This is a genomic window from Companilactobacillus versmoldensis DSM 14857 = KCTC 3814, assembly GCF_001434295.1.
Classification (GTDB): Bacteria; Bacillota; Bacilli; order Lactobacillales; family Lactobacillaceae; genus Companilactobacillus; species Companilactobacillus versmoldensis.
In genome coordinates, this window is sequence record NZ_AZFA01000022.1 from 1 (window position 1) to 25,219 (window position 25,219).

Here is a 25,219-nt window from a genome sequence, read left to right on the forward strand (position 1 = left end):
TTGACTTAGAGCCATTTTTATACTTATTTAATTAGTTGCCTGTGCTTTAGCTTGTTCGATTTTAGCTTTTTCTACTTTGTCATAGAAAATTGCTAAAACTGTTTGTTCATATGGATGCAGCACGATCGAGAAAATCTCGCGTGTGATCAAGTTGACGATCTCCCATAGGAAGAATTGAACGAACAACCACAAAAGAGTCCATTTATATCCCCGAACTAAGATCGAACTACGTGCGAAGGTCGAAAAAGTTTGACCTAAGCCAACACGTTCTTGACGATCAGCGTCACCTTTATAGATATAAAAACTTTGACTGAATATTAGCATGAACCAGATACCAATAATGAAGAAAAATGCCAAACCAGCTTCAACGATCATATTGAAAATAACTGCCAAAAAGATGATGGCAAAGAAATATTTTCCAGAGAATACTTGAAATTGATCAGCAATCGTTCTGATTTGATAATTTTGATTGCGGTACTTATCAAGGATCGAATAACCAATACCGACACAGATCAGGAAGAAGAATAGACCGGCGGCAAAAACAAAAATACTAGTCTGCGGTGTGAGAGTAAAAGCATACTTCGAAGCTGAACCAGGATTACTGATAATGCTCTGCGAGATCTCGGTCATCTTCTGACTGGCTGCTTGAGGATCAGACAAACTGATACCTAAGCCTGATAGCCAGCTACGATACATTTGAACTAAGAAGAACATCCCGATGATCCGCATCAAGATTGGCACAATATTCAAAACAATTATGTCCTTGAAATTGCTCCGAAAAACTTGGCGAGCCTCTCGATTGATTTCAGACGCCGAGATCCGCCTTAAATTGGTTGTATTCATAAAATCTCCCCTCCACGATATGGAACATTATAACAAAACTCATGTTTGCAAACTAGTTTACTTGATTCTGATTCTAAGGTTTTGACCACTGACACGCAACAGATCATTAGCGTCAGCGTTATAACGATAATTATTTTGACTGGCACGGTGACCGAAGTATTCGATTGAACCACGCTTATTCGATAAGTCTAAGCCATCGACCTTCAGATCTTGACCATTGAAGTCACCACGATTGATCTCAAAACTATTTGTCGCCAACAAATTAGATTTAGCCACCTTGACCCGACCGTAATCACTCTTAGCGCTAAATTGATTCAAGACCGACTTACGGATGTCCAAATTATTACTGTGCAATTCTATTTGACTGTTGTTCAAACGGCTGTTATTAATGGTGAAATTTCTTAAGCTAGCTGTTTCATTTTTGATTTCGTCCTCGGTGGTACTGTCGTTGTTAGCCAAGCCCGATTCCAGATCTAAATCATTCAGGGTTGAATCTTTTACGTGCAGGACCGACCGACTTAGATTGATATTCGCCGAACGAGCCACTTCTACTGAATCCAAGTTAATCGAATCTGAATCGTCTGATGCTAATTCATTGATCGACATCTGATCGATTTTGACATTAGTTAGATCTAAATCACCATTACCCACGTTTGCCGTCAACTTAGAGATTTTTTGCGAAGTTGGCACAGTGATGGTGATGGTCTGTTTGCCAAAGAAACCAACTTTAGCCTGTTGTTGTTTATTGATATACAAAGTATTTTTTTTGACCGTATATTGTGGGACTTGGCGCTTGTCACCAGAAACTTTGACATTATAATGGTAACCAGAAACAATTTTGACGTTACCATCTTGGCCGCTGACATTGATCTTCGAAAAATCGGCGACTTTCTTGCTGGTTTCAACTTGTTGCGAAACTTGTAAACCATTGTCCCAGACGACAGTTTTGGGTGCATGTGTGAAATAGCCGATGGCAGTCAAGATCAAGCCAATGACTACTAAATAAATCCCAATTACAATGGTTGTTCTATGCATTGTCTTGTCCCTCCTTCTTGGGAGCGTTGCGACCGTTCAATAACTTTTTGCCGACCCAACGGAAGAAGACGACTAAGACATCAAAGAGCCATTTACAAAATGACACAATCAAGGGAACGATAATGAAATCGACTCCCAAAACTGCTAAACCGACCCCAATATAGAAAATCGAGGTTAAGAATGATTGAAAAACGACTCCAAACCCGACACCAATCAAAGCGATTGCCCCAACAATCGACAATGCAACTAAAAATAACACTAACAAAGTAAAGAAGATGGCTGCCACGATGAAGAAAAGGACCACACCAATTAGTCCGATAGCAATTGGCATGGCAACCGGTGTTGCCAACAGAGCTAAAATAATCAAACCAATCATGATCATATTTTTCTTCATTTTCTGATTGTCGGTCAAAAAGCCATAACCGTCATTTTGATAATTTTGTTCTGACATTTTGATAGAATAATCTGCTAAGATCTTGCGAGCCAAGTGTTTAGGCGTACCAAGCTTCTTATTGATCTTATCAGCAGTATCCAATTTACCATCGATTAAATATTCTCGATAAAATTCAACAACATCGTCACGTTCTGACTTGTCTAATTGCTGTAGATACATTTCAAATTTATCAATAAACTGATCAGCTGCTTTATCTGTCATCTGTTTCCTCCAAAATTCGATTTGTTGCTAGTTTGATTTTTTCCCAATCGGCTTTGATCTCATTCAGCCTAGTCTTTCCTTCACTGGTGATCTGATAGTAACGCCGATTCCTTCCTTCATAAGACTGGTCATAGGTTGATAACCAACTGCTCTTTTTCAACCGTCTTAAAATTGGATACATCGTCGACTCCGAGATAGGAAAACTTCGTTGCATTTTTTTAGTGATCGTATAGCCGTAATAGTCTTGCTGATTCAACAAGGCTAAGACTGACCCTTCTAAGATTTCTGTCGATACTTGAATTGCCATCACCTATTCCCCATTTCCCGTATGTTATACGACATATAATATAAGCATATAAATAATATAACAAGACTGATAATCAAGGTCAATATCATGACAAATTTAACTTGACATCTTAGTCAATCGGTCGTACGATTATTTCAACATTAAACAAGTACAAAAAACGATGACAGAAGGTAGCTAAGTCAATTGCCCCAGAGAGTCGACGCCGGTGGAAGTCGATGCAGTCCTTAGTGAGACACATCTGTAAGTTGAATGACTGAAACAAGTAGGTCATTTCGGTAGTTCCGTTATCACTGAAGTTAATGTAACTTCATGAGCTTAGTATCGTGAGATATTAAGGAGCCAGAGGTGGTACCGCGAACATCGCCCTCTTAGTCGGATGACTAGGGGGCTTTTTTTATTGGTACTGACATTAACTTCCTGAGAATAATATCGTGAGATATTGTTGAACTTGAGGTGGAACCGCGCTTGTCGCCCTCTTAGTCATTTGGCTAAGGGGGCTTTTTTGTACTTATTATTAGGGGGAGTGCTCATGCTGCACTATACATCAGAAATTTTACCGTCTTTATTGAACGGAACAGTTATGACATTAAAAATTTTCTTCTGGACACTTATCGCCTCATTACCATTAGGTATTTTAGTGTCATTAGGAAGAAGCTCAAAATTCAAGCCATTAAGTTGGATCTTGTCATTTTATATTTGGGTCATGCGGGGTACGCCTCTCTTGCTGCAATTGATTTTCGTCTTCTATGGTTTGCCCAACCTGCCATTCTTCCATATCGTCTTTGAAAGATACGATGCTGCCCTATTTGCCTTCATCCTGAATTACACCGCCTATTTTGCCGAGATCTTCCGTGGAGGATTCGGTGCCATCAGCCAAGGACAATACGAAGGTACCCAAGTTTTAGGACTCAATTACTGGCAAACAATCCGTAAAATCGTCGTTCCACAAGTTGTCAAAATCGTTATCCCATCGATTGGTAATGAGGTCATCAACTTGGTAAAAGACTCATCCTTGGTATACGTCATCGGTCTAGGAGACTTATTGAGAGCTGGTAATATAGCTAGTTCACGTGATGTGACCCTATTGCCATTAGTCTTAGTTGGTATCATCTACTTACTCTTGACCTTGATCTGTACGTGGATCTTAAAAGTTGTCGAAAAACACTACAGTTATTACCGTTAATCTAATAGGAGGAAACAAACATGCTAAAACTGGAAAACATCACTAAAAGCTTTAATGGCACCACGATTTTAAACAAACTCAATGTCGAAGTAAAAGACAATTCAATTTTAAGTATTGTTGGACCTTCTGGTGCTGGAAAGACCACCTTGCTTCGTTGTATTGCTGGTCTTGACCGCCCCGATTCAGGTAAATTTATTTTGAACGGTGATACTTTCGATCCGGCAGATAGTACTGAAACTGAACGGATCATTGGAATTGTCTTTCAAGATTTCAATCTCTTTCCACATTTGACTGTTATGGAAAATGTTACTTTGGCACCAACTATGGCCTTAAAACAATCAAAAGAAGAAGCTAAAGAGAATGCTTCAGGAATTTTAAAAGAATTAGAATTGCAAACTCACGTTGATCAATATCCTTTTGAATTATCTGGTGGTCAAAAACAACGNTGCGATTGCCCGAGCTTTAGCAATGAAGCCGCAAATTTTGTGTTATGATGAACCAACTTCAGCGCTAGACCCGAGTCTTAGAGACGCCGTGGGAAAAGTCATCCTTGATCTAAAAGAAACTGGTATCACTCAAATCGTGGTTACCCACGATCCTGCTTTCGCCGAAAATATTTCTGACCAAATATTGCAGGTTAAGCCGATCAACAAATAAGGGGGAGAATTATGAAAAAACGGATTATTGCACTGCTCGCCCTGCTGGCTTGTCTGTTGGTGATCATTAGTGGTTGTGGGAATAAGACTTCGGTCGCTAAACAAGCGAATACGGTCGATACTTGGTCGACAATCCAAAAGCGTGGCCGAGTGATCATTGGCCTGGACGATACTTTCGTTCCGATGGGATTTCGCCAAAAGGATGGTAACTTGGTCGGTTTCGATATCGATTTAGCCAAGGCTGTTTTCAAGCAATATGGTATCAAAGTCGATTTTCAAACTATCGATTGGAATATGAAAGAAACTGAGTTACGCAATCGGACGATCGATTTGATTTGGAATGGTTATACCATCACTCCGGCACGTCAAAAGCAGATTGCTTTTTCACGTCCCTATCTAGCTAACCGTCAAGTGTTGGTCACTAAGAAAGACCAAAATATCAACAACTTTAAGCAAATGAAGGGTAAGACTTTAGGTGTCCAAACTAGTTCTTCTGGTGCCAGTTTGTTGGATGAACATCCCAAGGTCTTGAAAAACTATATCAAGGACCAAAGTCCGGTTATGTATGACTCCTTCAATAATGCTTTGATGGACCTTGATGCCAATCGGATCCAAGGACTATTGATCGACAGTGTTTATGCTAACTACTACATTCAACACGAAAAGGATCCTGATTCTTATCGGACCTATTACGGTGGTTTTTCTGGTGAAGATTTCGCCGTTGGAATGCGTAAGGGTGATAAGACGATGAAACATAAGATCAATTCAGCTTTACAAAAATTAGCCAATGATGGTGAGCTTCAAAAAATCGAAGTTAAGTGGTTCGGGACTGATCACAACTCTTTAGTCAAACCAAATAATTGATTCAAAAAAAAGCCAATGACCTATAAAATAGATCATTGGCTTTAATTTTAGGCAAATAAAAAAGACTGTCCCCCAGTCTTACCAATACACTTAAATTAGTCCTCGGCTAAATTTAAGCTCCCTTAAAATATAAACAATAATAATGCGAAAAAGATGCCCGCAATTGCTAGGTAATTCATCTTTCTCTTTTGCATAAAATCTTTATGACTGACGCGACATACTCTACCTTTTTCAACCATGACTACTACCTCCGTGCTTTATCTACTTAGTTATATCATGGTAGTTTGTGAATTTAAAGAGGTTTAAAGCGATTTAAACAGACAAAAACATCCCTGTAACATTCCCTTAACATTATACTCTCAGACGGGTTTTGCGTATAATAAAAGTGTGCCAATAAAGGAGAATAAAATGAGCAAACTAAATCGAGTATACTTAGCTGGTCCTTTTTTCAGTGATCAGCAAAAAAAACGTTTGGATGACATCCAAGCTTTGCTTGAACAAAACGACACGATTGGTGATATCTTCCGTCCTGGTAAGGATGAATACACGGCTGCTGAGTTCGGTTCATTCGAATGGCAAACAGCTGTTTTCAAACATGATGTCAACAATATTAACAATTCCGATATCGTTGTAGCAGAATTAGACTATCAACTTGAAGATAATTTGAGCGAGCCTGACTCTGGTACTGCCTGGGAATGTGGATACGCCTTTGCTAACAACGTACCTACTTTCGGAGTTCGTTTTGATGAGGCTCCACCGCTTAACCTTATGTTAGCTGGTAGTCTCACCGGATTTTTCAATGGTCCGAAACACATTGAAGAATTAAAGGATTATGATTTTAATTCTTTGATGACCCGCTACGAAAACATCAAAGTCTTTTAATATAATAGGAGGAAACTATGTCACAGGTGACCGAAAGAACCAGAAAAGCTATTACTATCGCGATGATCTCATTACTAGGGAAAAAGTCTTTCGACAAAATTACTGTCGGTGATATTTGTCGTGAGGCCCAGATCAACCACAGTACATTCTATCGGTACTTTAATGACAAGTTTGCCCTATTACATGCAGTCTTTGAGTTTCTACTTGATGATCTCTTAGCTGAAACCAATTCCACTGAAACGATCGTCAATCAAATTGCCGATTTTATTGGCCGTAACAATGACTTTATGCGACATATCTCACCACAGTATCAATCGAAGGCTAATTTATATCCTGAGTTTCGTTTGATTTTAAAAGATATCGTTACACAGAAATATGAGAATTCTGAAAACGCCGAATCTGATCCCCTGATCGTTATGATCAAAGGATCCGACTCTCCTGAATTAATGATCAGCTTCATTGTTGGCGCTTTAGTCGGCGTAGTCGAGTATTTAGAAGACCATGATTTTAAAATACCTAAAGATGAATTCACCTCATTTACCGAAGACTTTTTCAGAAAATGGGTCGAAAAATAATACAAATTAAGGCAGTTGTCTCATTTTAAGAAAAATGCCTCTTTTTGTAGCTTAAAAACAAATTATTTAATGTTACTATATTCAGCATGAGATATTTTGGGAGGGATTACTAATATCATGGAAAAATTTTTTAATATGCTCAGTAACAGTATCCACAAACATGCAAAAATGTGGATCTCTATTATTGCAGTGATCACCATTATTCTCGCATTTGGACTTCCGAGGATCCAAATGAAGTTTAGTAATGATGTCTTTGTTAATTCCAATTCGAAACCATACAAAGATACCAATACTTACCAAAAGCATTTTGGTGGTGACTCAGTTTATGTTTTAGTTAGTGGAAAACAAAACGATGTTCTTTCGCAAAAGAATATGAAGAAACTTGCTAAGTTAGATAACAAACTCAGCAAGATGGACAATATCCGTTCAACGACTAATATCGTCAACCTGCTAAACGACGAACTTGAACAGATCACCAAGGACCCTTCAGCCGCTCAAGGAATGTCTGGTTTGAATCTAAATCTGACACCGAAGGCTGAAAAGGACTTGATGGCTAACTTAAGTAGTTCTCAAAAGAACCAATTAAGTAGCAAAGTTCAAAGTGGTTTGACTTCTGAACAACAATCACAAGTTCAAACTTATGTAACAAGCACTGTCTTGACAGATGCTCAAAAGCAACAAGTAGCCGCTGCTCAACAACAAGCTCAAGCACAAATTGCCCAATTGCCTGCTGCTCAACAACAAGCTGCTGCTGCACAAATGACTAGTCAACAATCATCTACTTTGATGAATATGTTGAATGCTAGTCAAAAACAACAAGTTCAAGATTATACTTTGACCTTGTTGAACGATCAACAGAAGCAAGCCTTAATGACTTCTGTCTTACCAATGATCCCGAAGGTTCAAAATATGTCTAACGCCTTATTGCGTGACTTACTTTTGAGCGATCATGGTAAAGTACCATCTGCTATTTCGCAATTATTACCTAAGAATGGTAAACATACCATCTTAATGGTCAATACCAAGAGTACGACCGATATGAACACCAACGTCAAATTGATGAACGATGTTCATAAAGCTGTCAAAGAAGCTGGCTTTAGTAGTAAAGTCAACGTCAAAACAGCTGGTAACCCAGTTGTAATTGGCCAAGTTAAGAACGTCGTTCTACAAAACATGGCTATTATGGTTGTTATTGCCGTAATCATCATGTTGATCATCTTAGCTTTGATCTTCCCAGTCAGAAGAAGAATCTTACCATTACTCTTCGTTCTGATTGGTATGATCTGGACCTTTGGTGCAATGGGTTGGTTCAACCTACCGATCACCTTAGCAACTATGGCTACCTTGCCTATCATCATCGGACTGGGGACCGACTTTGGTGTTCAGTTCCAGAACAGGTACGAAGAAGAGTACCGAAGGACCGAGAAATCGGAAGAATCAATCAAACTATCAGTATCTAAGATGGGACCAGCTGTTGGTATTGCTGTCATCGTTATGATGTTCAGTTTCTTGACAATGTTCCTATCTAAAGCACCTATGATGCAACAATTCGGTGTCACTCTAGCACTTGGTGTCTTCTGTGCTTACATCGTTGAGTTCTTCATGATGTTCTCTGTTTTCACTTTGGCTGATAAGTCAGAGAAGTCACATGCTAAGTTCGTAGCTAAAAACAAAGCTAGAAGAGACAAGCACAATGGCTCAGGTGAAACAGGACTTTCAAAATGGTTAGCAAAATATGCTACATTTATTACTAAACATGCCGGCTGGGTCTTTGCCATCGCTATTATCTTAGGTGGCCTAGGCTTTGTCGTTGAACACAACATCAATACTGAAACAGATATTATGAAGATGATTCCTCAAAATATGAGTGAATTACAAAATACTAAATATCTTCAAAAACAAGTTGGTTCAACTGTTTATATTGATTACCTAGTTAAGGGTGACGATGTCCGCAATGCTGACGCCGTTAAACGTATCAACAAGATGGGTAATCAAGAAAAGAATAAGTACAAAGACATTACTGATGTAACTAGTCTTTCATCTACTTATAAACAATTGGGTGGCAAGCTTAATGCTAGTCAATCAGAAATGAATACTGGCATCAACGATATTCCTAAGCCATTGAAACAATCTGTTATCAGTGACAATCATCAATATGCCACGATTCAATTTACCATCAATCAACACTTATCATCTAAAGATCAACAGAAATTGATGGACAAGATTTCTGACGATATCGGTGGTAAGAAACAAGGTCTCGAAGTTTCACCAGCTGGTCTACAAGTCATGATGCTTATTGGTATCGACAATGTAACCTCAAACCACAACTTGATCATGTTTGCAGGACTTGCAATCATCTTCATCATCTTGCTATTGGTTTACCGTGAATTCCGTTTGGCCATTTACCCTGTCCTACCAATCCTAGTTGTCCTTGGTCTTTCACCCTTGACACTTTGGTTGATGCATACCTCATATAACCCAGTTACAATTGCTTTGAGTTCCTTAGTTCTTGGTATTGGTACTGAGTTTACTATCTTGATCCTTGAGAGATACCGTGAGGAACGACTTAAGAAAGTCACGCGTGAGAAAGCCATCATTGATGCGGTTTCTCGCGTTGGACAAGCCATTACTGTTTCAGGTCTAACTGTTATGGGTGGTTTCTCCGCTATTATGTTCTCAACTTTCCCAGTTCTACGTTCATTTGGTTTGATCACAGTGCTTGATACTGGTTATTCACTAATTAGTGCCTTGACCGTCTTGCCTGCCTTGATCTTCTTGTTCAGAAACCGGAAAGAAGACAAAGAATTAGCTGCTGCCAATGCTGCTAAAGCAGATGACGATGCTGATTCCGCAACAAACAACGATGAGAAGAAATCAGATAAATAGTTAATTTATCTCAAATTATTAATGCAGAAGAGCGCAACCTTATTGAAGGGTTGCGCTCTTTTTTTGTAAAAAACTCTTCAATCTTGCTTGAAGGTTTGATTTTTATATGCTAGATTATTTAAAGAGTCAAAATAAAGAACGCCTGTGAGCGTTCATTTTGGAGGACAATTTAATATGAAACTAGCTGCAAGTCAGACTAACCATCTAGATAGCTACCAAACAAAAGTGGTTGCATCCACCACTGCGGGATTCGGTTTGGAAAATATGGACATTATGTTTTTATCTTTTGCCCTATCATCCATTATTGCCGAATTGCACTTGAGTGGAACGCAAGCGGGATTGATTTCCACGATCACTAATATTGGTATGTTATTAGGTGGTATTTTTTTTGGAATTTTAGCCGATCGAGTCGGCAGAATCAAAACTTTTACTTATACGATCTTCATCTTTGCAATTGCTACGGGAGCAATGTACTTCGCTCATAACTTAACTTCGATCTACATCTGCCGATTCTTAGCCGGCATCGGTGGCGGTGGCGAGTACGGGATTGGCATGACCGTCTTAGCCGAGAGCTTTTCGAAAGATAAATTGGGCCGGATCTCTTCTTGGGTCGGAATGGCAGGTCAAGTTGGTGCTATCATCGCCACAGTCTTAGCCACCCTAGTCATCCCGCAACTGCTTTGATGATCATGGCGATCGTTCAAATCGCTGGTTACTTCGGTTTGATGAATTGGTTGCCTACCATCATGCAAAAACAGCTAAATCTGACCGTTTCCAGTTCTACTTGGATTATTGCTACTATCCTAGGAATGTGTGCGGGAATGTTCACTTTTGGCTGGATCCTCGATGTTTTAGGACCACGTTTAGCCTTCGGCATTTTCTTAGTATGCTCCGCGATCGGTGTCTTCGTCCTTACCCTACCAAACAATATGGTGACACTGATCATCGCCGGCGCTGTAGTTGGTTATTTCTCCAATGGTATGTTCGCTGGTTACGGTGCGGTCGTCAGTCACTTATATCCGACTGAGATCAGGGCGACAGCCAACAACGTCATCATGAATACTGGCCGTTGTATTGGTGGCTTCTCCAGTTTGGTCATCGGCTGGATCCTCGACAACCACAGTGTGATGACTGTGATGGTTTTCATTTCAATTTTGTACATTATCAGTTTGATTGCAATGCTTTCAATCAGCAATCTGCGCCCTGCAAAATATCGTCAATTTTAAAGCTAGCTCTAAGCAAAATTTAATCTTTGCTTGGAGCCTTTTTGCTGTCAAAAAAGATTCCCCACCATTGACATTAAAAATATTTTAATTTATTCTTATATACATTATCGTTACATCAACAGTCAGGGGGGATCAAGATGGACGATCAATTAGATATTCGATCAGCAATCAAAGACACCTTACCGACCGTTTTTGGCTATATCGGCATCGGCCTGGCCTTTGGCGTTGTCGGTAAAGCCTCAGGTTTGAGCACCTTCATCGTCGTTTTGACTTCACTGATAACTTACGCCGGTTCCGCACAATTCGTCTTAGTCGGCATGTTAGGTGCCCACAGCCCAATGCTGACCATCATCTTCTCAGTCTTTTTGGTCAATTCCCGAATGATCCTGATGAGCACGACCGTCGCCCGCTATTTCAAACAGGAATCCCTGCTGAAAAATATTCTGGTGGGCTCTTTATTGACTGACGAAACCTTCGCCTTGAGTATGAGCAAGGTCAATAAGACGAACGGAAGATTGAATTTCGAGTGGTTCAACACCTCAAATTTGATTGCCTATTCAACTTGGGCTGTGGCTTCATTTGTTGGTGCCTTACTAGGAAATATGATCTCCAACCCAGAGAAATTTGGACTCGATTTTGCCCTCGTTGCGATGTTCATCGGTCTACTATACTTACAGTTGATCAGTGATAAATCATTGAACTTCAATCTTCAGCTGATCATGGTCTTGATTACTCTAGTCTTAGTTTACCTAGGCCTGATCTTTATCCCCAGCAACGTGACGATTTTAGTCGTGACTATTATTGCTTGCACGATTGGAGTGATCTTAAAACATGTCTACTTTTAGTTTTGTCCTCATAACTATCATCGGTTCCGGAGTCGTCACTTGGCTGTCGAGGATCATGCCTTTCTGGATTCTAAGAAAAATCAAACTTTCACCGCGAGTAATCGAATTTTTAAGTTTTGTTCCCATCGTCATCATGTCAGCTCTTTGGTTTGAAAACTTGTTCCATCAACATTTAGGTCACTTACCATCGATCGATATGGAAAATTTCTTAGCCTCAGTCCCGACTGTGATCAGTGCCATCATCAGCAAAAGTCTACTTGTCGTCGTCATCGTCGGAGTTATTTCTCTGGCTGTTGTAAGATTTATCATGTAAAAAATCAAAAAAGCAGTCTATCCAAACTATTTGGATAGGCTGCTATATTTTTGTCTGCTTAGCACTGACAATTATCAGGCAAACAGTTACATTCAATTTCTTTGACGGGAGTTTTGTCATCCAATTGTTGTTGGATCTTATCGATATCTTCTTGGGTCAATTCTGATTCAGAGATCAGTGAAGCAATCGCTGTCCCTACTTTACGAGCACAAACTTGCTCAAAAAATTGCTTACTGGTAACTTCGATTGCGTCAGTTTCTGCCATGGTAGCTTTGTAAATAAACTTATTACCATCTTTTTGAGTTTGAAGCATATTTTTATCTACTAAGCGTCGCAATAAAGTCTTGATCGTAGCTGATTTCCAATCCATCGATTCGCCAAGTATATCTGTTAATTCACGCGAAGTGGCCGATTCTAGAGTCCAAATAACTCGCATCACGCGCCATTCCGCACTGGTGATCTTAATATCTTTTACGTTGTCCATAATGTAACCTCAATTCACTTATACCAACCAGTCTAGACTATTTATAATAAAAGACAAGTTTATTTGATAAGGTTTAGCACTTTTTTGATATCGCAATTTGTCCTATACTATTATTATTTATTCAGAGGGGGATTACGGTTTGAAAAATAAGAACCAAACTTGGTTCATCGTGAGCATGATGTTGATTGCCGCCAATTTGCGACTACCAATCACTATCATCCCACCGTTGTTAAAAACCATTGAGAAAAATTTAGGGGTGCCGAGTTCACTGATCGGTTTGATCACCTCAATACCATTAGTTGCTTTCGCCATCTTTTCACCAATCATTGTAAAAGTTGCCAAAAAGCTTGGCAATGAATTAACAGTCTTTGTCTTTTTTATCATCTTGATTGCCGGCAGTTATTTACGGATCATCCCAGCTGTCTGGGCAATATTCATCGGTACTACACTCGTTGGTATCGGTGTCGATAGTGGTAACGTCCTAGTACCAGCAATGATCAAAGATCATCTACCAAATAGGATTCCCTTAGGGACCGGGCTTTATACCTTATCAATGTTGGCCATCGGTGCCATCGGTACAGCCTTATCAGGTGTCTTCATCACGCATATTTCCTTAAGCGCCACCTTGGCCATCCTATCAGCGCTAGCCATCGGTGCCTTAGTTGTTTGGATCCCCAATTTACGATCCAACACTAAAGACAACAGCGTAACGATTAGCAATCCACCCAAATATCGGACCGTTTGGAACCAGCGGGTCGGTTGGTTCATCACACTTTATTTTGGACTCCAATCACTAGTTTATTATTCACTCTTGACCTGGACTCCCTCGGTCATGGAAAGCCACGGTGTATCATCGATCGTCTCCAGTAATATCTTAACCATCTTACAATTGAGTGGCTTACCTTGTTCATTCATAGTGCCATATTTTGCCGGGAAGAAAAACGGACGTAAATTCTTAAATACCTTCCTGATCATCGGTTATGTTCTTGGACCATTGATGTTCTTGCTCAATATCCAATCGACCGCTTGGTTAGTAATAATTTCATTCTTGACTGGATTTGGTTCAGGTATCGCCTTTAACGAGGCCATCTACTTCTTCACCAATAAGACGACGAACCCTTATCAAACAGCCGAAGTTTCCGGAATGGCTCATTCCGCCGGTTACCTCTTGGCAGCTTTTGGACCAGTCGTCTTCGGATACATCCAAAACCTATCTGGCACTTGGACCATGACCATGATCATCATGGCCGTCTTATCGGCAGTACTAGTTACGACCGGCATTGTGATCAATCACCATAAGCCAATCGCCGAATAATCATTTGAAATAAAGTTTCTTATCCAGCTTCGGTAAAACGAACTTCGTCGGTAGATCCTTAATCGCTGAAATAGCCAATTCCGGATGATAGGAATGCCACGGCACCGTTTTTTTCGCCTTGACCGCATCGACCAAAAAGACCAAGTCTTGTTTGTTCGCGTGTCCACTGGCTGAGAAATCAATATATTGGAAAGCATGCTTTTTTAAGACGTTACGCAAGCAGTCATAGTCGCGGTCACTGCTGATCTCTGGGAAGCCGTTGCTATGTAAATAAAGTCCTGACGGCAGCTTTTTTAAAAAGCTGATATTGCCAAAACTATTTTGTAAGACGTATTTTTTGGGAGTTTGTTTAATATCTTTTAACGAGACGATCTCAAAATCATTTGAGACCGCCTTTTTATTTGCCCTCGATTCAGCTAAGACTATTAATTTCAGATCTGGGAAAAACTCTTTGACAACTTTGGCAAAAGCTTCCTCCAAAACCATTTTCCGATCCAAGTGATGAGCTTTTTTGACTAAACGGACGACTCGGTCAACGTTGAAGATATCTAAATTAATGACCATTAAGTCTCGTCTTTGAACGACTAAGTCAGCAAACTGCTTGCGCAAAGTATATTCGTCGACGGCAAATAACTGGCAATGCTTGGAGAAACTGTACGAGGTGGCGTCAAACAGAAATAATTCGAGTTCTTTTTTGTGAAACTTGCGGATCCATTTGTAGACCTCATCACGATGCGGTCCGTTGACTCGCACATCCCCTGAGACACCAAAATTGTGGGGACCGTCAGAGATCAATAACGATTGAACACCGAAAACATCAGAATCAGAAGCGAAGCCTTTGACCGTCAGATCACCGATAGTCAACTTGTCCGGCAACTCCAACAATTGTGCATCGAGTGGCTGGATCAAATCATTTTCGACTAGTGTTTGGTAAAGTTTCAGCCCATATGCTGGGACGTAGATTTTAATATCAGATTGCAGATACAAGGCCGCATTCAAGTTTTCCATTCCAAAATGAGTCAAAACGATAGCTTGTTGCTGGTACTTACTGCTCTTTTTGGTGAACAAATCAGGCAGGTCAGGCAAGATCTGCGACTTGAGCAAACTATCCACCCGATCTTTTTTGTAGCGTCCCATCATCCCAAAATCCACGATCACGCGTGAAGTTTTAGTGTGGATCTCGACGATATTCCCTAAAATATCTCGTGAACCATTTAAAAATTTGACTGTAGTCATAATTTCTCCATTTATCATTCGTTTTCTAAATCATTTTTCGAGAATAAATCTCCATCTACTGGTTATCTAGTCATTTTTACGAATATTATTAACAATTAAAAACTATTTATACGTATTATCTTTGAAAAAGCCTTAAAAGGCAACGATTTTTAAATCTATGAAAATCCATAACAATATCAATATTTAAGCAAACAAAAAGCCGATGACAAATATCATCGGCTAATTAAATCCTAACTTAATTTCGTGGATCGATTTGGTCGATCCCTGAAGTAACATTTTCTGTTTCATTATTAACAGCTTCAAGTGCTGCATTAACGACCATGCTTACTGGTAAGCTACGATGATCTTCATCGCTATCAACATGATCATCATCATGGACCATCATCGCTGGGCGCATGATAACAGATCTTAACTTCCGTTTCTTAAGATCTTCTTCAGCATCACGTTTACTGCTGATATAACGCTTGTTGGCATTAGGAATATCGTCAACTGAGAAATAGACCATCACTGGCACCTTATTCTTTTCAGCAGCGTCAGCAATATTGACTTCACTTTGATAATTGACCTTTTCAAAAGTTAAATTCTCATTGGTACTCTCCCGAAATTCGCCAACAGTATCGATGACGACATCGGCATCCTTTAAGTAATTACTCCAAAAGCCGGTACCCAAAGCGTTACCTACTTTCCAATCAACTTTGCCATACCAAGATTCATTGCCGAGCGGTTCCCCAGTCCGAGACACACTAACTACTGAATCTCCTCTTTCAATCAATTGTTTAGCAAATTCTCCACCAACGAATCCATTGGCTCCAAAAACAACTACCTTTTTCGACATACTGATCCTTCTTTCTACGTTCTAAGTAAAATCCTTATGCAAATTCAGAAAATGCTTCGTCGATCGTGTGGTAATCACTATTGCGGAGTTCCACATTTAAGGCTTGAACATTTTGGTCAACTTGTTCTGGTTTTCTTGCCCCAGGAATAACAATGGAAATATCAGGGTTCTTCAAATACCAAGCAATGACCGTTTGAGCGACCGTCGTTTCATTCTTATTAGCAATTTGATGAACCTTCTTCAAAGCATCAATAATGTCACTGAATTGATCCTTGTTGAATTGACTGAATTTCTTAGCATCAGCCAATTGATACTTGCCCGTCAATAGTCCCGAAGCAAGTGGGAAATAAGGTACAAACGAAATATCGTTCTTGCGCAAATATGGAAACAAAGCCTTCTCAGCATCACGGTGAACTAGGTTGTAGTTATCCTCCACGATATCGACCAAGCCATCTTTATTAGCTTCCTTGATCTGGTCCAAGGAGAAATTGGATAAACCAATCGCTTTGATCTTTCCAGCTTTCTTCAACTCATTCAAGGTTGCCACAGCTTGGTCTTTAGGGGTCTCCTTATCTGGGAAGTGGATATAGAAAATGTCCAGATAATCCGTCTTCAAACGTTTCAGTGCTTCATCGACGGCTTTTTTCAAAAACTCTGGACTGTTGTCGATCTCATTATCCTTTTCAGGATTTTGAGCAGCCTTAGTAGCGATGACCAAGTTACTGCGGTCATAATCTTGAATAACGTCACCGATGATCTCTTCTGAACGACCATTTCCATACATATATGCTGTATCCAAGGTAGTAATGCCGTTATCGATAGCTTCCTTTACAACGGCGTATCCATCTTCGTCATTCAGATCTTTAAAAATATTGTGACCACCAACTTTATTAGTTCCTAAGCCTAGTTTTTTACTAGTAACTGAGGATTTACCAACTTTTACTAAATCTGTCATTGAACGATACCTCCTGCACATATCAAATTTGAATTGTTACCTTTAGCATAGCGCAATTTGGACAAAAAAAATAAAATTATGTACGATTACATAATTTTATTTTCAACCTTTAATTAATAACATCACACCTAACAAAGTTAGGATTGCATAAACTTATTTGACCATTTTTACACTGTCGATCTTCTTACCGACCCAATTGGCAAATGGCAATAAGATGATCAGGCAGGGGATAAAAATCAGTGCCATCTTCACGACTTCAAAGTTCCAAAAGCCTGATGCAGCTTGGCTCAGAACTACGATCACGCTGACGCACATGAAGTGTGCCTGCAAGATGCCACGAAATTCATTAGCAGTCCAATTCTTCAATGTCCCATAAATTGCAATCGCCACTCCGTGACTATCATAGGCACTGCCGAGGATACCAGAGATCATTCCGAATAGATAATCAAAAAATTTTGAATCAAGCTGTAAGGAAATCTTCCGGTCATGAAAGGATCCGACAAAGCTATATAGACCGTAGATGATCAGAAAAACTCCTAGGATCCGGGCAATGGTGGCGGCACTGGAGAACTTAACTAGACTGATTCCTAATGGTATACCTAAGATCGAACCTAAGACTAAGCGAATGATGACATCCCATTTGATGGCAGTTCGATAATGAAATGTAGCTGGGATGGCAACTAATAAGCCTGTCACTCCGATCAAGGCCGTCGACGTTTGCGTCCCAAATGAAAGTAACGTCAACATTGGCATGGCGATCAGTGCATCACCAAATCCAAAGACCGTCCGCACGAATGCTCCAAATATGATCGTTAAGATCACTAAGATCTCTACCGTTGTCACCTAATCACCTACCTCGTTAATTACTAGTTTAACCAACCAGGCAGGAGAAAAAAAGCTTTCCAAAAAATTCGGTCAATTGATATCTTTTTGATTCGTTTCTTCACCAAGGAACCAAACGACTGCTCCGGCAAAGACTGCTACAGCACTGATCAACCAGAAAATAACGTTAGCCGTGGTGAACGATAATAACCAAGCAACCGTAACTGGCATAGCAACTGTTAGAAGTTTGGCGATACCATTAGCGATCCCTGCACCCCGGAAACGGAACTTAGTTGGGAATAAGTCGTCAACATACACCGCAACGACACTAGCCATTAAAACGTAAAAACCAACTGTTAATAAGAAGCCAAAAATAACTACACCGACAACTGAATCCTGTTTAGCATAAAAAACACCGAGAATTGCAGTCATAAAAAAGGCCGGTACGATAGTGACCTTACGACCAATCTTATCGATCAAGTAAGCCCCGATCGCACATCCAACTGGTGCACCTAACATCATCAATGTCGATAGGCCTAAAGAATTACCGATATCGATATGTCTTTGAACTAAGAGAGTCGGTACCCAAGACGTAAAAGTATATTGACACACGATTGTCGCGGAGACTGACACCGTTGCCACAAATAAACTCGTGATAAGCGATGGGTGACTCGTTTTAACAATTTTTCGTGGAGCAACCTTTTGCGTAGCTTGTGCGTGAGGAACTTCCAGCTCTTCAATGATTGATTGAGCTTGTTTGACCTGTCCGTGAGCTAACAGCCAACGTGGAGATTCCGGGATATCCTTTCTTAAATACCAGAGAATACCGGCTGAAACACCGATGATAACAAAAATCGGCCGCCAACTGAATCTAGGAATAATAACGGTACAAAGAAGCATCGTGATCGGCGCCCCACAATTAGCAATCAATGACGTGGCCGCACACCACTTGCCCCGATTATGGACCGGCGCAAATTCATTGACCATCGAATAACCCGTCACGATCTCTGAACCAAGGCCAATACTAGCGATCAAGCGACAAATTATTAAGAAAATCATATTGGGAGCGAAGGCACCGATCAGTGTGAAAACTCCGAATAACAATAGATTGATTTGATAGGCAATCTTCCGCCCCTTCAAGTCACCGATAAAGCCAGCTATCAATGATCCAATGAATAAGCCCAAGAAACCACTCGAAAGAAAATAAGAATTTTCTTGGATGGTAGACCAATTATTTTTCAAAGTCGTACTAGCCACGGCATTAGCAACGTAAACATCTGCTGCATCAAGGATCATCCCAGCTGAGACCAGCCAAAAGATTTTGTAGAACAAAGGCGATTCCACCGTATGATCCAAACGTTTTTGTAATTTAGTGGCACTTGCTTGTGTTATCTCCATGGTCTTCCCTCCTATTTAATTAAAATTAGGCATCTTTTTCTCAAAATCCTCAATTTCTTTTTCATAACCTAAAGTAATATCAATATCATCCAAACCATTAATGAACTTATGTTTCCAAAGTGGATCGATATCGAAATCAAAACTGTAATCGTGATACCTCACTTGTTGATTTGGCAGATCAACGGTGATCTTCTCATCAGGCTTAGCCGATGCCAAAATCTTGCGTTCTGCTTCTGGCAAAATAATTGCTAAAAAACCATTCTTCGTACTGTTCATATAGAAAATATCGCTGTATCCACCTGCAATTACAACTTTGAACCCGTAATCCTTTAAAGCCCAAACCGCATGTTCACGTGAAGAGCCACAGCCAAAGTTATCACCAGTGACCAAAATTTGCGCAGCTTGACGGTCGGGATCGTTCAAGATGAAATCAGGGTTCAATTTACCACCTGGTAAATAGCGCCAATCGTAAAATAGGTCTTTGCCGTAGCCAGTTTTTAAGATATTCTTCAAAAATTGTTTGGGGATCAATTGATCCGTATCGATATTTTCTTTCATGATTGGCACACTAGTTTCACTGATCGTAGTAATTGCTTGCATCTTACACAGCTTCCTTTCTGATATCGATAAAGTGTCCATGAATAGCAGCAGCTGCTACCATTGCTGGACTTGCTAGATGAGTCCTCGAACCGGCGCCTTGGCGTCCTTCAAAATTACGATTGGAGGTCGAAGCGCAGTGGACACCAGCTGGGACTCGATCAGGATTCATCCCTAAACAAGCTGAGCATCCTGGTTCCCGCCATTCGCAACCCGCAGCTTTAAAAATTTTATCCAGGCCGAGTTCTTCAGCCCGTTCTTTGATCTGCCGTGATCCCGGAACTACCAAAGCGGTAACTCCTTTAGCAATGTGATGTCCCTTAATAACTGAAGCGGCGATCTTCAGATCGGATAAACGTCCATTGGTACAGGAACCGAAGAAAACGAACCCGATTGGAATCTGAGTTGCCGTTTGGCCAGGCTTTAGTCCAACATATTGATAAGCTTTTTTGTCGTCGTCATTTTCAATGGCTGGAAACGGCTTGTCGACTGGGACCGACATCCCCGGATTAGTCCCCCAGGAAACAAAGGGAGCCAGCTTTGAAACATCGAAGTCCATCACATCGTCAAAGGCACTGACATCATCGGTATAAAATTGTTGCCAATATTTGACTGCTTGATTGAATTTCTTCGGAGCAAACTTACGTCCTTTAACGTAGTCAAAAGTCGTCTGATCTGGTTGAACGCTCCCCATCTTAGCGCCACCTTCGATCGCCATATTGCACAACGTCATCCGTTCTTCCATACTCATATTCCTGATCGTGTCACCATAAAACTCGACTGCATAACCAGTCCCAAAAGCGACACCTTCTTGGGCGATGATGCCCATGATGATATCTTTAGCAAAGACACCATGGGGCAACTTGCCATGAACATGGATGCCCATCGTTTTCGGCTTTGTTTGCCAGATCGTCTGGGTAGCTAAAACATGTTCAACTTCACTAGTACCGATTCCAAAAGCAATCGAGCCAAAAGCCCCATGAGTAGCGGTATGAGAATCACCACAAACAATCACCATCCCTGGTTGTGTCAGACCCAATTGCGGTCCGATAACGTGGACGATCCCTTGATCTTGAGAACCCATACCAGCCAACCGAACGCCAAATTCGTCGGCATTTTCTTGCAAAGTCTGGATCTGCTTTCGCGAGATTGCATCTTTAATATTAAAAATATCAACTGTCGGTACATTGTGATCCATCGTGGCAAAATTCCGATCAGTCCGCCGGACTTTTCGATGGTTTTCTCTTAGACCTTCAAACGCCTGTGGTGACGTCACCTCGTGTAAAAGTTGTAAGTCGACATAGATCAATTGTGGCTTACCGACTTCCCCGGTGATGACGTGTTGATCCCAAATTTTATCGAACATTGTTTGTGACATATTCTTCACTGCTTTCTTGAATTGAATTAATGATTTTTTCAGTGACTTCAGCGGTGGTACTCTCCCCGCCTAAATCTGGAGTCATTATTTTTGCTTGGATCGTTTGATCGATTGCAGAATTGATTTTTTCAGCCAAGTCATAATGATCAAAGGAATGTTCCAAAATCATCGCAACTGACTTGATCATCGAGATCGGGTCGGCGATATTTTTTCCGGCGATATCGGGAGCAGAACCGTGGATCGGTTCGTACAAGGCCGGTCCAGTTTGACCGGTCGACATTGAAGGGATAGTCCCCAAAGAACCAGTTATCTGAGCGGCTTCGTCACTCAAGATGTCGCCGAACAAATTCTCGGTCAAGATAACGTCGAATTTTTCAGGTTCAGAAATGATCTTCATCGCCATCGCATCGACATAACTGGTGTCATAAGTGACGTCTGGATAATCCTGAGCGACTTTTGAAACGACCTCACGCCAAAACTTGCTCGTAGCCAAAACGTTAGCTTTGTCGACCAAAGTGACATGTTTCTTTCTTCGTTGCGCCATATCAAAAGCAACTTTGGCGACTCGCTGAATTTCCTTTTTGTTGTAGCGCATCGTATCGACGGCTTCGTTGGCATTTTTCATTCTGGGTTTTTCAAAGTAGATCCCACTGGTCAATTCACGGATGATCACGAAATCGACTGGCTGCCCAATCTTGATCGGCGAATAAGGTTGCATCGCAGTACTGATGTGAGTCGGTCGAATGTTGCTGAACAAGCTCAACTTCTGCCTGATCTCCAGCAAACCATCTTCTGGTCTCTTCGGAGCCTGATCCCAATTTGGACCACCGATGGCCGCCAACAAGACGGCATCGCTTTGTTGGCAGGTCTTCAAAGTATCGTCCGGCAACGGATCAGAATACTTATCAATGGCTTCACCGCCAAAGGCAACTGGATTGATCTGATAATTGAATCCAGTATTTTGGCTAACGGCTGCCAAGACTTCTAATCCAGCTTTCATAATCTCTGGTCCAATATAGTCGCCAGAAAGAACGGCGATTTTTGCAATTTGCTTATCCATTAGGCTATACCTTCTTTCATTTGTTCCATGATCGAACTAAGTTGCTCTTCGGAAACGATATCGGTGTGGTCGGCGACATCTTTGAATCTTGGGAAAATCTCGGTCATATCATTACGGTCGACTTGATAACCCATTTGTTGAAGCTTTTGCATGACCGCATGTGAACCAGAAAGTTTGCCCAAAGGAAGACTAGTTTTCTTAGCTCCGACAACTTCAGGAGTCAAGATCTCATAAGTTTGTGGGTTCTTCAGCATTCCATCTTGGTGGATACCCGATTCGTGGGCAAAGGCATTCGCACCAACAACTGCTTTGTTATGTGGGACCGGCATCTTCGAATACTGACTGATCATCTGGATGAGCTTGTAAGTCTCACCCATCTGGATGTGATTTTGGGCTTGATAGTAATCCTTGCGGACATACATCGCAGCTGCAACTTCTTCCAAAGCAGCATTACCAGCGCGTTCGCCGATACCATTGATCGTCCCCTCGATCCGAGTAGCGCCACTCTTGATGGCTTGAAGACTATTGGCGACTGCCATGCCCAAATCATCGTGGCAGTGAACTGAGAAAGTGATTTCTGAAAAGTTAGGGATATTTTCACGCAAGTTTTTGAAGAGCTTTTCGAATTCTTCGGGATTGGTATAGCCGACGGTATCAGGAATATTGATGACTGAAGCCCCGGAGTCGATGGCTGCTTGAATCGCTTCGACTAGGAAATCGGGTTCGGTCCTGGTTGCATCTTCTGGTGAAAATTCCACGATTGGAAAATATTTATGGGCGTAAGAAACTGAATCCTGGATCGATTGGATAACTTGTGCTCTGCTCATGTGTAGCTTATCGTTTCGATGAATCGGGCTAGTTGCGATGAAAACGTGAATTTGTTTATGGGCAGCTTTTGCAGTTGCCTTGACGCAAGCATCGATGTCATTTTTCTTGGCTCGAGCAAGTCCGGTCACTTGCGCTGTTTTAACTGCTTTTGCGACAGCTTCGACGGCCTTGAAATCATCGTTTGAAGCGACTGGGAAGCCAGCTTCGATGACGTCCACGCCCCATTTTTCTAGTTGTTTTGCGATAGCGACTTTTTGGTCGATGCTGAAATTAACGCCAATCGTCTGCTCGCCATCTCTTAGTGTTGTGTCGAAAAACTGAATATTCTTTCTCATGATCTTGATCCTCCATTGTCTTCTCTCTATTTTTGGTACAAAAAAAACACCTCATTGCTGAACAATGGGGTGTCGAGAAAATACATTTCGTCAAGCCCCATTGTCTAACGCAAAATAGGACTCGACATAAATTGTCAGAGTCCTGGCTAGAGCAACAAGGCTTGTAAGAAGGTTACAGAGCTGTTAGATTGAATTTGTTTGGCGTTTGTTTGATTGGCTTTATTAAACATCTTTTGTAACCTCCTTATTTGATATTGGTAATATTAGCATTAGATTTTTTAATATTCAACCATTTATTTTAATTTATTATTATTTGGATATGTTTATCCAGATACAAAAACAGGTCTTAAGTGCTAACATATCAGCAAATAAGGTCTGTTTAGCTTTTTGTAAATATTTTTAATTTAAATTAGACTTTCTAAGCTTACTTTTAAGAAAGATCTAACGGTGCATCGATCCCGACTTCGCCTTTGAACAATTTGCGGATCAAAAAGACTAATAAGCTCGAAACGACTGAGACAAGAATGACGGTAAAGATAACTCCGATGAATTGAATTCCTAATAATTTAAAGCCACCCCCGTAAAACAAACCATTCAATGGAACTTGGTTATCAACGGTATTGTTAGCAAACAAACCGACACAAAGTGAACCGATGATTCCACTGACACCGTGACCGCCGAAGATATCTAAGTAGTCATTGAGATGCAATTTATACTTCAAGTTGTTGATGAAATAAAAGCTTCCAAAAGCTGAAATAACACCAATGATCAAGGCCCCTATCATCGAGACATAACCTGCCCCAGGTGTGATACCGACTAGTCCAACGATACTACCAGTACAAGCGCCGTTAACAGAGACGCGGGTTTTAAATATCTTTTCTAAAATGACCCAGGTTATCAAAGCTGAGCAAGCTGCCACTGTTGTGGTAAAGAAAGCATCGATTGCTTGGGTCCCAACGTGTAAAGCACTACCGGCGTTGAAACCATACCAACCGACCCACAACAACATAGTTCCTACAAGGATCCACATTGGGTTGCCTTTAACATTCTCATTGTTGTACTGATATGGTTTTCTCAAAGTTATCGCTAAGATCATTGCGGTGATACCAGCATTGATATGAATAACTGTCCCACCAGCAAAATCTAAAACACCTAGTCTAGCTAAAAATCCATTTCCAGCCCAAACCATATGTGCCATCGGATAATAAACTAAAATGGACCAGAAGACAACGAAAAAGGCGATAAATTTGATCCGTGCTCGACTGGCCACTGCCCCTAAAAATAACGCTGGCGTGAGGATAGCAAACATCATTTGGAATAATAAATAGACCGCTGTTGGCAAGCCTGTTCCTTGGTAATTTTTATGAAGATTGATTCCTTCTAAAAACAGATGATGAAGATCGACATTCAAACCGATATTACTGTTTTCAAATGTGACTGGAAAGCCAACGATTATCCAGAGCAATCCAGCTATACCAAACATAATAAAAGTATTAAATAAAATTCTCGTAACATCACGATTAGGAACGAACCCGCTGTAAAAAATAGCTATCCCGGGTACCATAATCAAAACCAGCATGGTACTTAACAACATAAAAACAATATCCATAATTCTCACGCTCTTCCCATTTAGAATTTTATTTATAGTCGAATATTTTAGACTTCTATTTTTTGTTTGTATACCAATTTTAAAATATTTTTCTAAT

The 25,219-nt window shown here is 40.7% G+C and carries 23 protein-coding genes, 3 pseudogenes and 1 other annotated feature; of the genes and pseudogenes, 11 read left to right on the forward strand and 15 right to left on the reverse strand.

Going from position 1 to position 25,219, the window contains the following annotated elements:
* Positions 1 to 27 precede the first annotated feature (27 nt).
* The 4 genes from FC27_RS09440 to FC27_RS09455 are packed head-to-tail and all read right to left on the reverse strand — an operon-like array spanning position 28 to position 2,840.
* Positions 28 to 843 (reverse strand): DUF975 family protein, encoded by an 816-nt coding sequence (locus tag FC27_RS09440; protein ID WP_010625002.1) that lies wholly within the window; start codon positions 841 to 843, stop codon positions 28 to 30.
* A gap of 57 nt (positions 844 to 900) precedes the next feature.
* Positions 901 to 1,878 carry a DUF4097 family beta strand repeat-containing protein gene (locus FC27_RS09445; protein WP_010625003.1) on the reverse strand — a complete coding sequence of 326 codons (978 nt, stop codon included), beginning with the start codon at positions 1,876 to 1,878 and terminating at the stop codon, positions 901 to 903.
* Positions 1,871 to 2,533, reverse strand: coding sequence for a DUF1700 domain-containing protein (locus FC27_RS09450; RefSeq protein ID WP_010625004.1), 663 nt, complete (start codon positions 2,531 to 2,533; stop codon positions 1,871 to 1,873). Before FC27_RS09450 ends, FC27_RS09445 begins: the two co-directional genes overlap by 8 nt.
* Entirely contained in the window at positions 2,523 to 2,840 is a 318-nt protein-coding gene (locus tag FC27_RS09455; RefSeq protein WP_010625005.1) for a PadR family transcriptional regulator, read from the reverse strand. The genes FC27_RS09450 and FC27_RS09455 overlap by 11 nt, the downstream gene beginning before the upstream one ends.
* Positions 2,841 to 2,991: 151 nt before the next feature.
* Positions 2,992 to 3,211: a binding site (T-box leader), on the forward strand.
* A gap of 158 nt (positions 3,212 to 3,369) precedes the next feature.
* On the opposite strand from FC27_RS09455, the gene FC27_RS09460 reads away from it, so the two are divergent.
* The 10 genes and pseudogenes from FC27_RS09460 to FC27_RS09500 all read left to right on the forward strand — a co-directional run bounded on the left by FC27_RS09460 (position 3,370) and on the right by FC27_RS09500 (position 12,270).
* The gene (locus FC27_RS09460; protein WP_010625006.1) at positions 3,370 to 4,023 is read left to right on the forward strand and encodes an amino acid ABC transporter permease; all 654 of its coding nucleotides are present in this window, start codon (positions 3,370 to 3,372) and stop codon (positions 4,021 to 4,023) included.
* Between the two features lie 20 nt (positions 4,024 to 4,043).
* Positions 4,044 to 4,468, forward strand: a pseudogene (locus FC27_RS09465) (ATP-binding cassette domain-containing protein); the annotation flags it as partial.
* A gap of 1 nt (position 4,469) precedes the next feature.
* Positions 4,470 to 4,680: pseudogene (locus FC27_RS12050) on the forward strand (amino acid ABC transporter ATP-binding protein); the annotation flags it as partial.
* Between the two features lie 11 nt (positions 4,681 to 4,691).
* Positions 4,692 to 5,543 (forward strand): amino acid ABC transporter substrate-binding protein, encoded by an 852-nt coding sequence (locus FC27_RS09470; protein WP_010625008.1) that lies wholly within the window; start codon positions 4,692 to 4,694, stop codon positions 5,541 to 5,543.
* Between the two features lie 408 nt (positions 5,544 to 5,951).
* Positions 5,952 to 6,425 (forward strand): nucleoside 2-deoxyribosyltransferase, encoded by a 474-nt coding sequence (locus FC27_RS09475; protein WP_010625009.1) that lies wholly within the window; start codon positions 5,952 to 5,954, stop codon positions 6,423 to 6,425.
* Positions 6,426 to 6,442: 17 nt separating this feature from the next.
* Positions 6,443 to 7,000, forward strand: coding sequence for a TetR/AcrR family transcriptional regulator (locus FC27_RS09480; RefSeq protein WP_010625010.1), 558 nt, complete (start codon positions 6,443 to 6,445; stop codon positions 6,998 to 7,000).
* Positions 7,001 to 7,117: 117 nt separating this feature from the next.
* Positions 7,118 to 9,886: an efflux RND transporter permease subunit gene (locus tag FC27_RS09485; protein WP_082597212.1), complete on the forward strand. Its 2,769-nt coding sequence runs from the start codon at positions 7,118 to 7,120 to the stop codon at positions 9,884 to 9,886.
* Between the two features lie 174 nt (positions 9,887 to 10,060).
* Positions 10,061 to 11,112 (forward strand): annotated as a pseudogene (locus FC27_RS09490) (MFS transporter).
* Between the two features lie 137 nt (positions 11,113 to 11,249).
* Positions 11,250 to 11,957 carry an AzlC family ABC transporter permease gene (locus tag FC27_RS09495; RefSeq protein WP_010625012.1) on the forward strand — a complete coding sequence of 236 codons (708 nt, stop codon included), beginning with the start codon at positions 11,250 to 11,252 and terminating at the stop codon, positions 11,955 to 11,957.
* A complete protein-coding gene (locus FC27_RS09500) occupies positions 11,944 to 12,270 on the forward strand; it encodes an AzlD domain-containing protein (protein ID WP_010625013.1) in 327 nt (108 codons plus the stop codon). The genes FC27_RS09495 and FC27_RS09500 overlap by 14 nt, the downstream gene beginning before the upstream one ends.
* A gap of 58 nt (positions 12,271 to 12,328) precedes the next feature.
* Here the strand turns inward: FC27_RS09500 and FC27_RS09505 are convergent, their stop codons facing one another.
* On the reverse strand, positions 12,329 to 12,754 hold the full coding sequence (locus FC27_RS09505; RefSeq protein WP_010625014.1) for a CopY/TcrY family copper transport repressor: 426 nt from the start codon (positions 12,752 to 12,754) through the stop codon (positions 12,329 to 12,331).
* Between the two features lie 139 nt (positions 12,755 to 12,893).
* On the opposite strand from FC27_RS09505, the gene FC27_RS09510 reads away from it, so the two are divergent.
* The gene (locus FC27_RS09510) at positions 12,894 to 14,069 is read left to right on the forward strand and encodes a CynX/NimT family MFS transporter (RefSeq protein WP_010625015.1); all 1,176 of its coding nucleotides are present in this window, start codon (positions 12,894 to 12,896) and stop codon (positions 14,067 to 14,069) included.
* Here FC27_RS09510 and FC27_RS09515 read toward each other — a convergent pair whose 3' ends face one another.
* The 10 genes from FC27_RS09515 to FC27_RS09560 all read right to left on the reverse strand — a co-directional run bounded on the left by FC27_RS09515 (position 14,070) and on the right by FC27_RS09560 (position 25,122).
* Positions 14,070 to 15,305, reverse strand: coding sequence for an MBL fold metallo-hydrolase (locus FC27_RS09515; RefSeq protein WP_010625016.1), 1,236 nt, complete (start codon positions 15,303 to 15,305; stop codon positions 14,070 to 14,072).
* A gap of 235 nt (positions 15,306 to 15,540) precedes the next feature.
* Complete coding sequence (locus tag FC27_RS09520; protein ID WP_010625017.1) at positions 15,541 to 16,140, reverse strand: NAD-dependent epimerase/dehydratase family protein; 600 nt, start codon at positions 16,138 to 16,140, stop codon at positions 15,541 to 15,543.
* A 34-nt stretch (positions 16,141 to 16,174) separates the two neighbouring features.
* A complete protein-coding gene (locus tag FC27_RS09525; RefSeq protein WP_010625018.1) occupies positions 16,175 to 17,095 on the reverse strand; it encodes an aldo/keto reductase in 921 nt (306 codons plus the stop codon).
* A gap of 153 nt (positions 17,096 to 17,248) precedes the next feature.
* The gene (locus tag FC27_RS09530; protein ID WP_010625019.1) at positions 17,249 to 17,938 is read right to left on the reverse strand and encodes a sulfite exporter TauE/SafE family protein; all 690 of its coding nucleotides are present in this window, start codon (positions 17,936 to 17,938) and stop codon (positions 17,249 to 17,251) included.
* Between the two features lie 72 nt (positions 17,939 to 18,010).
* Positions 18,011 to 19,315, reverse strand: a complete 1,305-nt coding sequence (locus FC27_RS09535; protein WP_010625020.1) for an MFS transporter — start codon at positions 19,313 to 19,315, stop codon at positions 18,011 to 18,013.
* Positions 19,316 to 19,330: 15 nt separating this feature from the next.
* A complete protein-coding gene (leuD, locus tag FC27_RS09540; RefSeq protein ID WP_010625021.1) occupies positions 19,331 to 19,915 on the reverse strand; it encodes a 3-isopropylmalate dehydratase small subunit in 585 nt (194 codons plus the stop codon).
* Between the two features lies 1 nt (position 19,916).
* Positions 19,917 to 21,290, reverse strand: coding sequence for a 3-isopropylmalate dehydratase large subunit (gene leuC, locus FC27_RS09545; RefSeq protein WP_010625022.1), 1,374 nt, complete (start codon positions 21,288 to 21,290; stop codon positions 19,917 to 19,919).
* Positions 21,268 to 22,350 (reverse strand): 3-isopropylmalate dehydrogenase, encoded by a 1,083-nt coding sequence (leuB, locus tag FC27_RS09550; RefSeq protein WP_010625023.1) that lies wholly within the window; start codon positions 22,348 to 22,350, stop codon positions 21,268 to 21,270. Before leuB ends, leuC begins: the two co-directional genes overlap by 23 nt.
* Complete coding sequence (locus FC27_RS09555) at positions 22,350 to 23,513, reverse strand: 2-isopropylmalate synthase (RefSeq protein WP_010625024.1); 1,164 nt, start codon at positions 23,511 to 23,513, stop codon at positions 22,350 to 22,352. Before FC27_RS09555 ends, leuB begins: the two co-directional genes overlap by 1 nt.
* A 430-nt stretch (positions 23,514 to 23,943) precedes the next feature.
* Positions 23,944 to 25,122, reverse strand: a complete 1,179-nt coding sequence (locus tag FC27_RS09560; protein WP_010625025.1) for an ammonium transporter — start codon at positions 25,120 to 25,122, stop codon at positions 23,944 to 23,946.
* Positions 25,123 to 25,219 lie beyond the last annotated feature (97 nt).

Excerpts from the sequence above, each read along its gene's own strand:
- FC27_RS09460 (WP_010625006.1), top strand. The coding sequence starts at position 3,370 with ATGCTGCACTATACATCAGAAATTTTACCGTCTTTATTGAACGGAACA.
- leuC (WP_010625022.1), bottom strand. The coding sequence starts at position 21,290 with ATGTCACAAACAATGTTCGATAAAATTTGGGATCAACACGTCATCACC.
- FC27_RS09535 (WP_010625020.1), bottom strand. The coding sequence starts at position 19,315 with ATGGAGATAACACAAGCAAGTGCCACTAAATTACAAAAACGTTTGGAT.
- FC27_RS09525 (WP_010625018.1), bottom strand. The coding sequence starts at position 17,095 with ATGACAGATTTAGTAAAAGTTGGTAAATCCTCAGTTACTAGTAAAAAA.
- FC27_RS09485 (WP_082597212.1), top strand. The coding sequence starts at position 7,118 with ATGGAAAAATTTTTTAATATGCTCAGTAACAGTATCCACAAACATGCA.
- FC27_RS09515 (WP_010625016.1), bottom strand. The coding sequence starts at position 15,305 with ATGACTACAGTCAAATTTTTAAATGGTTCACGAGATATTTTAGGGAAT.
- FC27_RS09480 (WP_010625010.1), top strand. The coding sequence starts at position 6,443 with ATGTCACAGGTGACCGAAAGAACCAGAAAAGCTATTACTATCGCGATG.
- FC27_RS09560 (WP_010625025.1), bottom strand. The coding sequence starts at position 25,122 with ATGGATATTGTTTTTATGTTGTTAAGTACCATGCTGGTTTTGATTATG.
- leuB (WP_010625023.1), bottom strand. The coding sequence starts at position 22,350 with ATGGATAAGCAAATTGCAAAAATCGCCGTTCTTTCTGGCGACTATATT.
- FC27_RS09440 (WP_010625002.1), bottom strand. The coding sequence starts at position 843 with ATGAATACAACCAATTTAAGGCGGATCTCGGCGTCTGAAATCAATCGA.
- leuD (WP_010625021.1), bottom strand. The coding sequence starts at position 19,915 with ATGCAAGCAATTACTACGATCAGTGAAACTAGTGTGCCAATCATGAAA.
- FC27_RS09495 (WP_010625012.1), top strand. The coding sequence starts at position 11,250 with ATGGACGATCAATTAGATATTCGATCAGCAATCAAAGACACCTTACCG.
- FC27_RS09500 (WP_010625013.1), top strand. The coding sequence starts at position 11,944 with ATGTCTACTTTTAGTTTTGTCCTCATAACTATCATCGGTTCCGGAGTC.
- FC27_RS09520 (WP_010625017.1), bottom strand. The coding sequence starts at position 16,140 with ATGTCGAAAAAGGTAGTTGTTTTTGGAGCCAATGGATTCGTTGGTGGA.
- FC27_RS09445 (WP_010625003.1), bottom strand. The coding sequence starts at position 1,878 with ATGCATAGAACAACCATTGTAATTGGGATTTATTTAGTAGTCATTGGC.
- FC27_RS09450 (WP_010625004.1), bottom strand. The coding sequence starts at position 2,533 with ATGACAGATAAAGCAGCTGATCAGTTTATTGATAAATTTGAAATGTAT.
- FC27_RS09455 (WP_010625005.1), bottom strand. The coding sequence starts at position 2,840 with ATGGCAATTCAAGTATCGACAGAAATCTTAGAAGGGTCAGTCTTAGCC.
- FC27_RS09505 (WP_010625014.1), bottom strand. The coding sequence starts at position 12,754 with ATGGACAACGTAAAAGATATTAAGATCACCAGTGCGGAATGGCGCGTG.
- FC27_RS09475 (WP_010625009.1), top strand. The coding sequence starts at position 5,952 with ATGAGCAAACTAAATCGAGTATACTTAGCTGGTCCTTTTTTCAGTGAT.
- FC27_RS09470 (WP_010625008.1), top strand. The coding sequence starts at position 4,692 with ATGAAAAAACGGATTATTGCACTGCTCGCCCTGCTGGCTTGTCTGTTG.
- FC27_RS09555 (WP_010625024.1), bottom strand. The coding sequence starts at position 23,513 with ATGAGAAAGAATATTCAGTTTTTCGACACAACACTAAGAGATGGCGAG.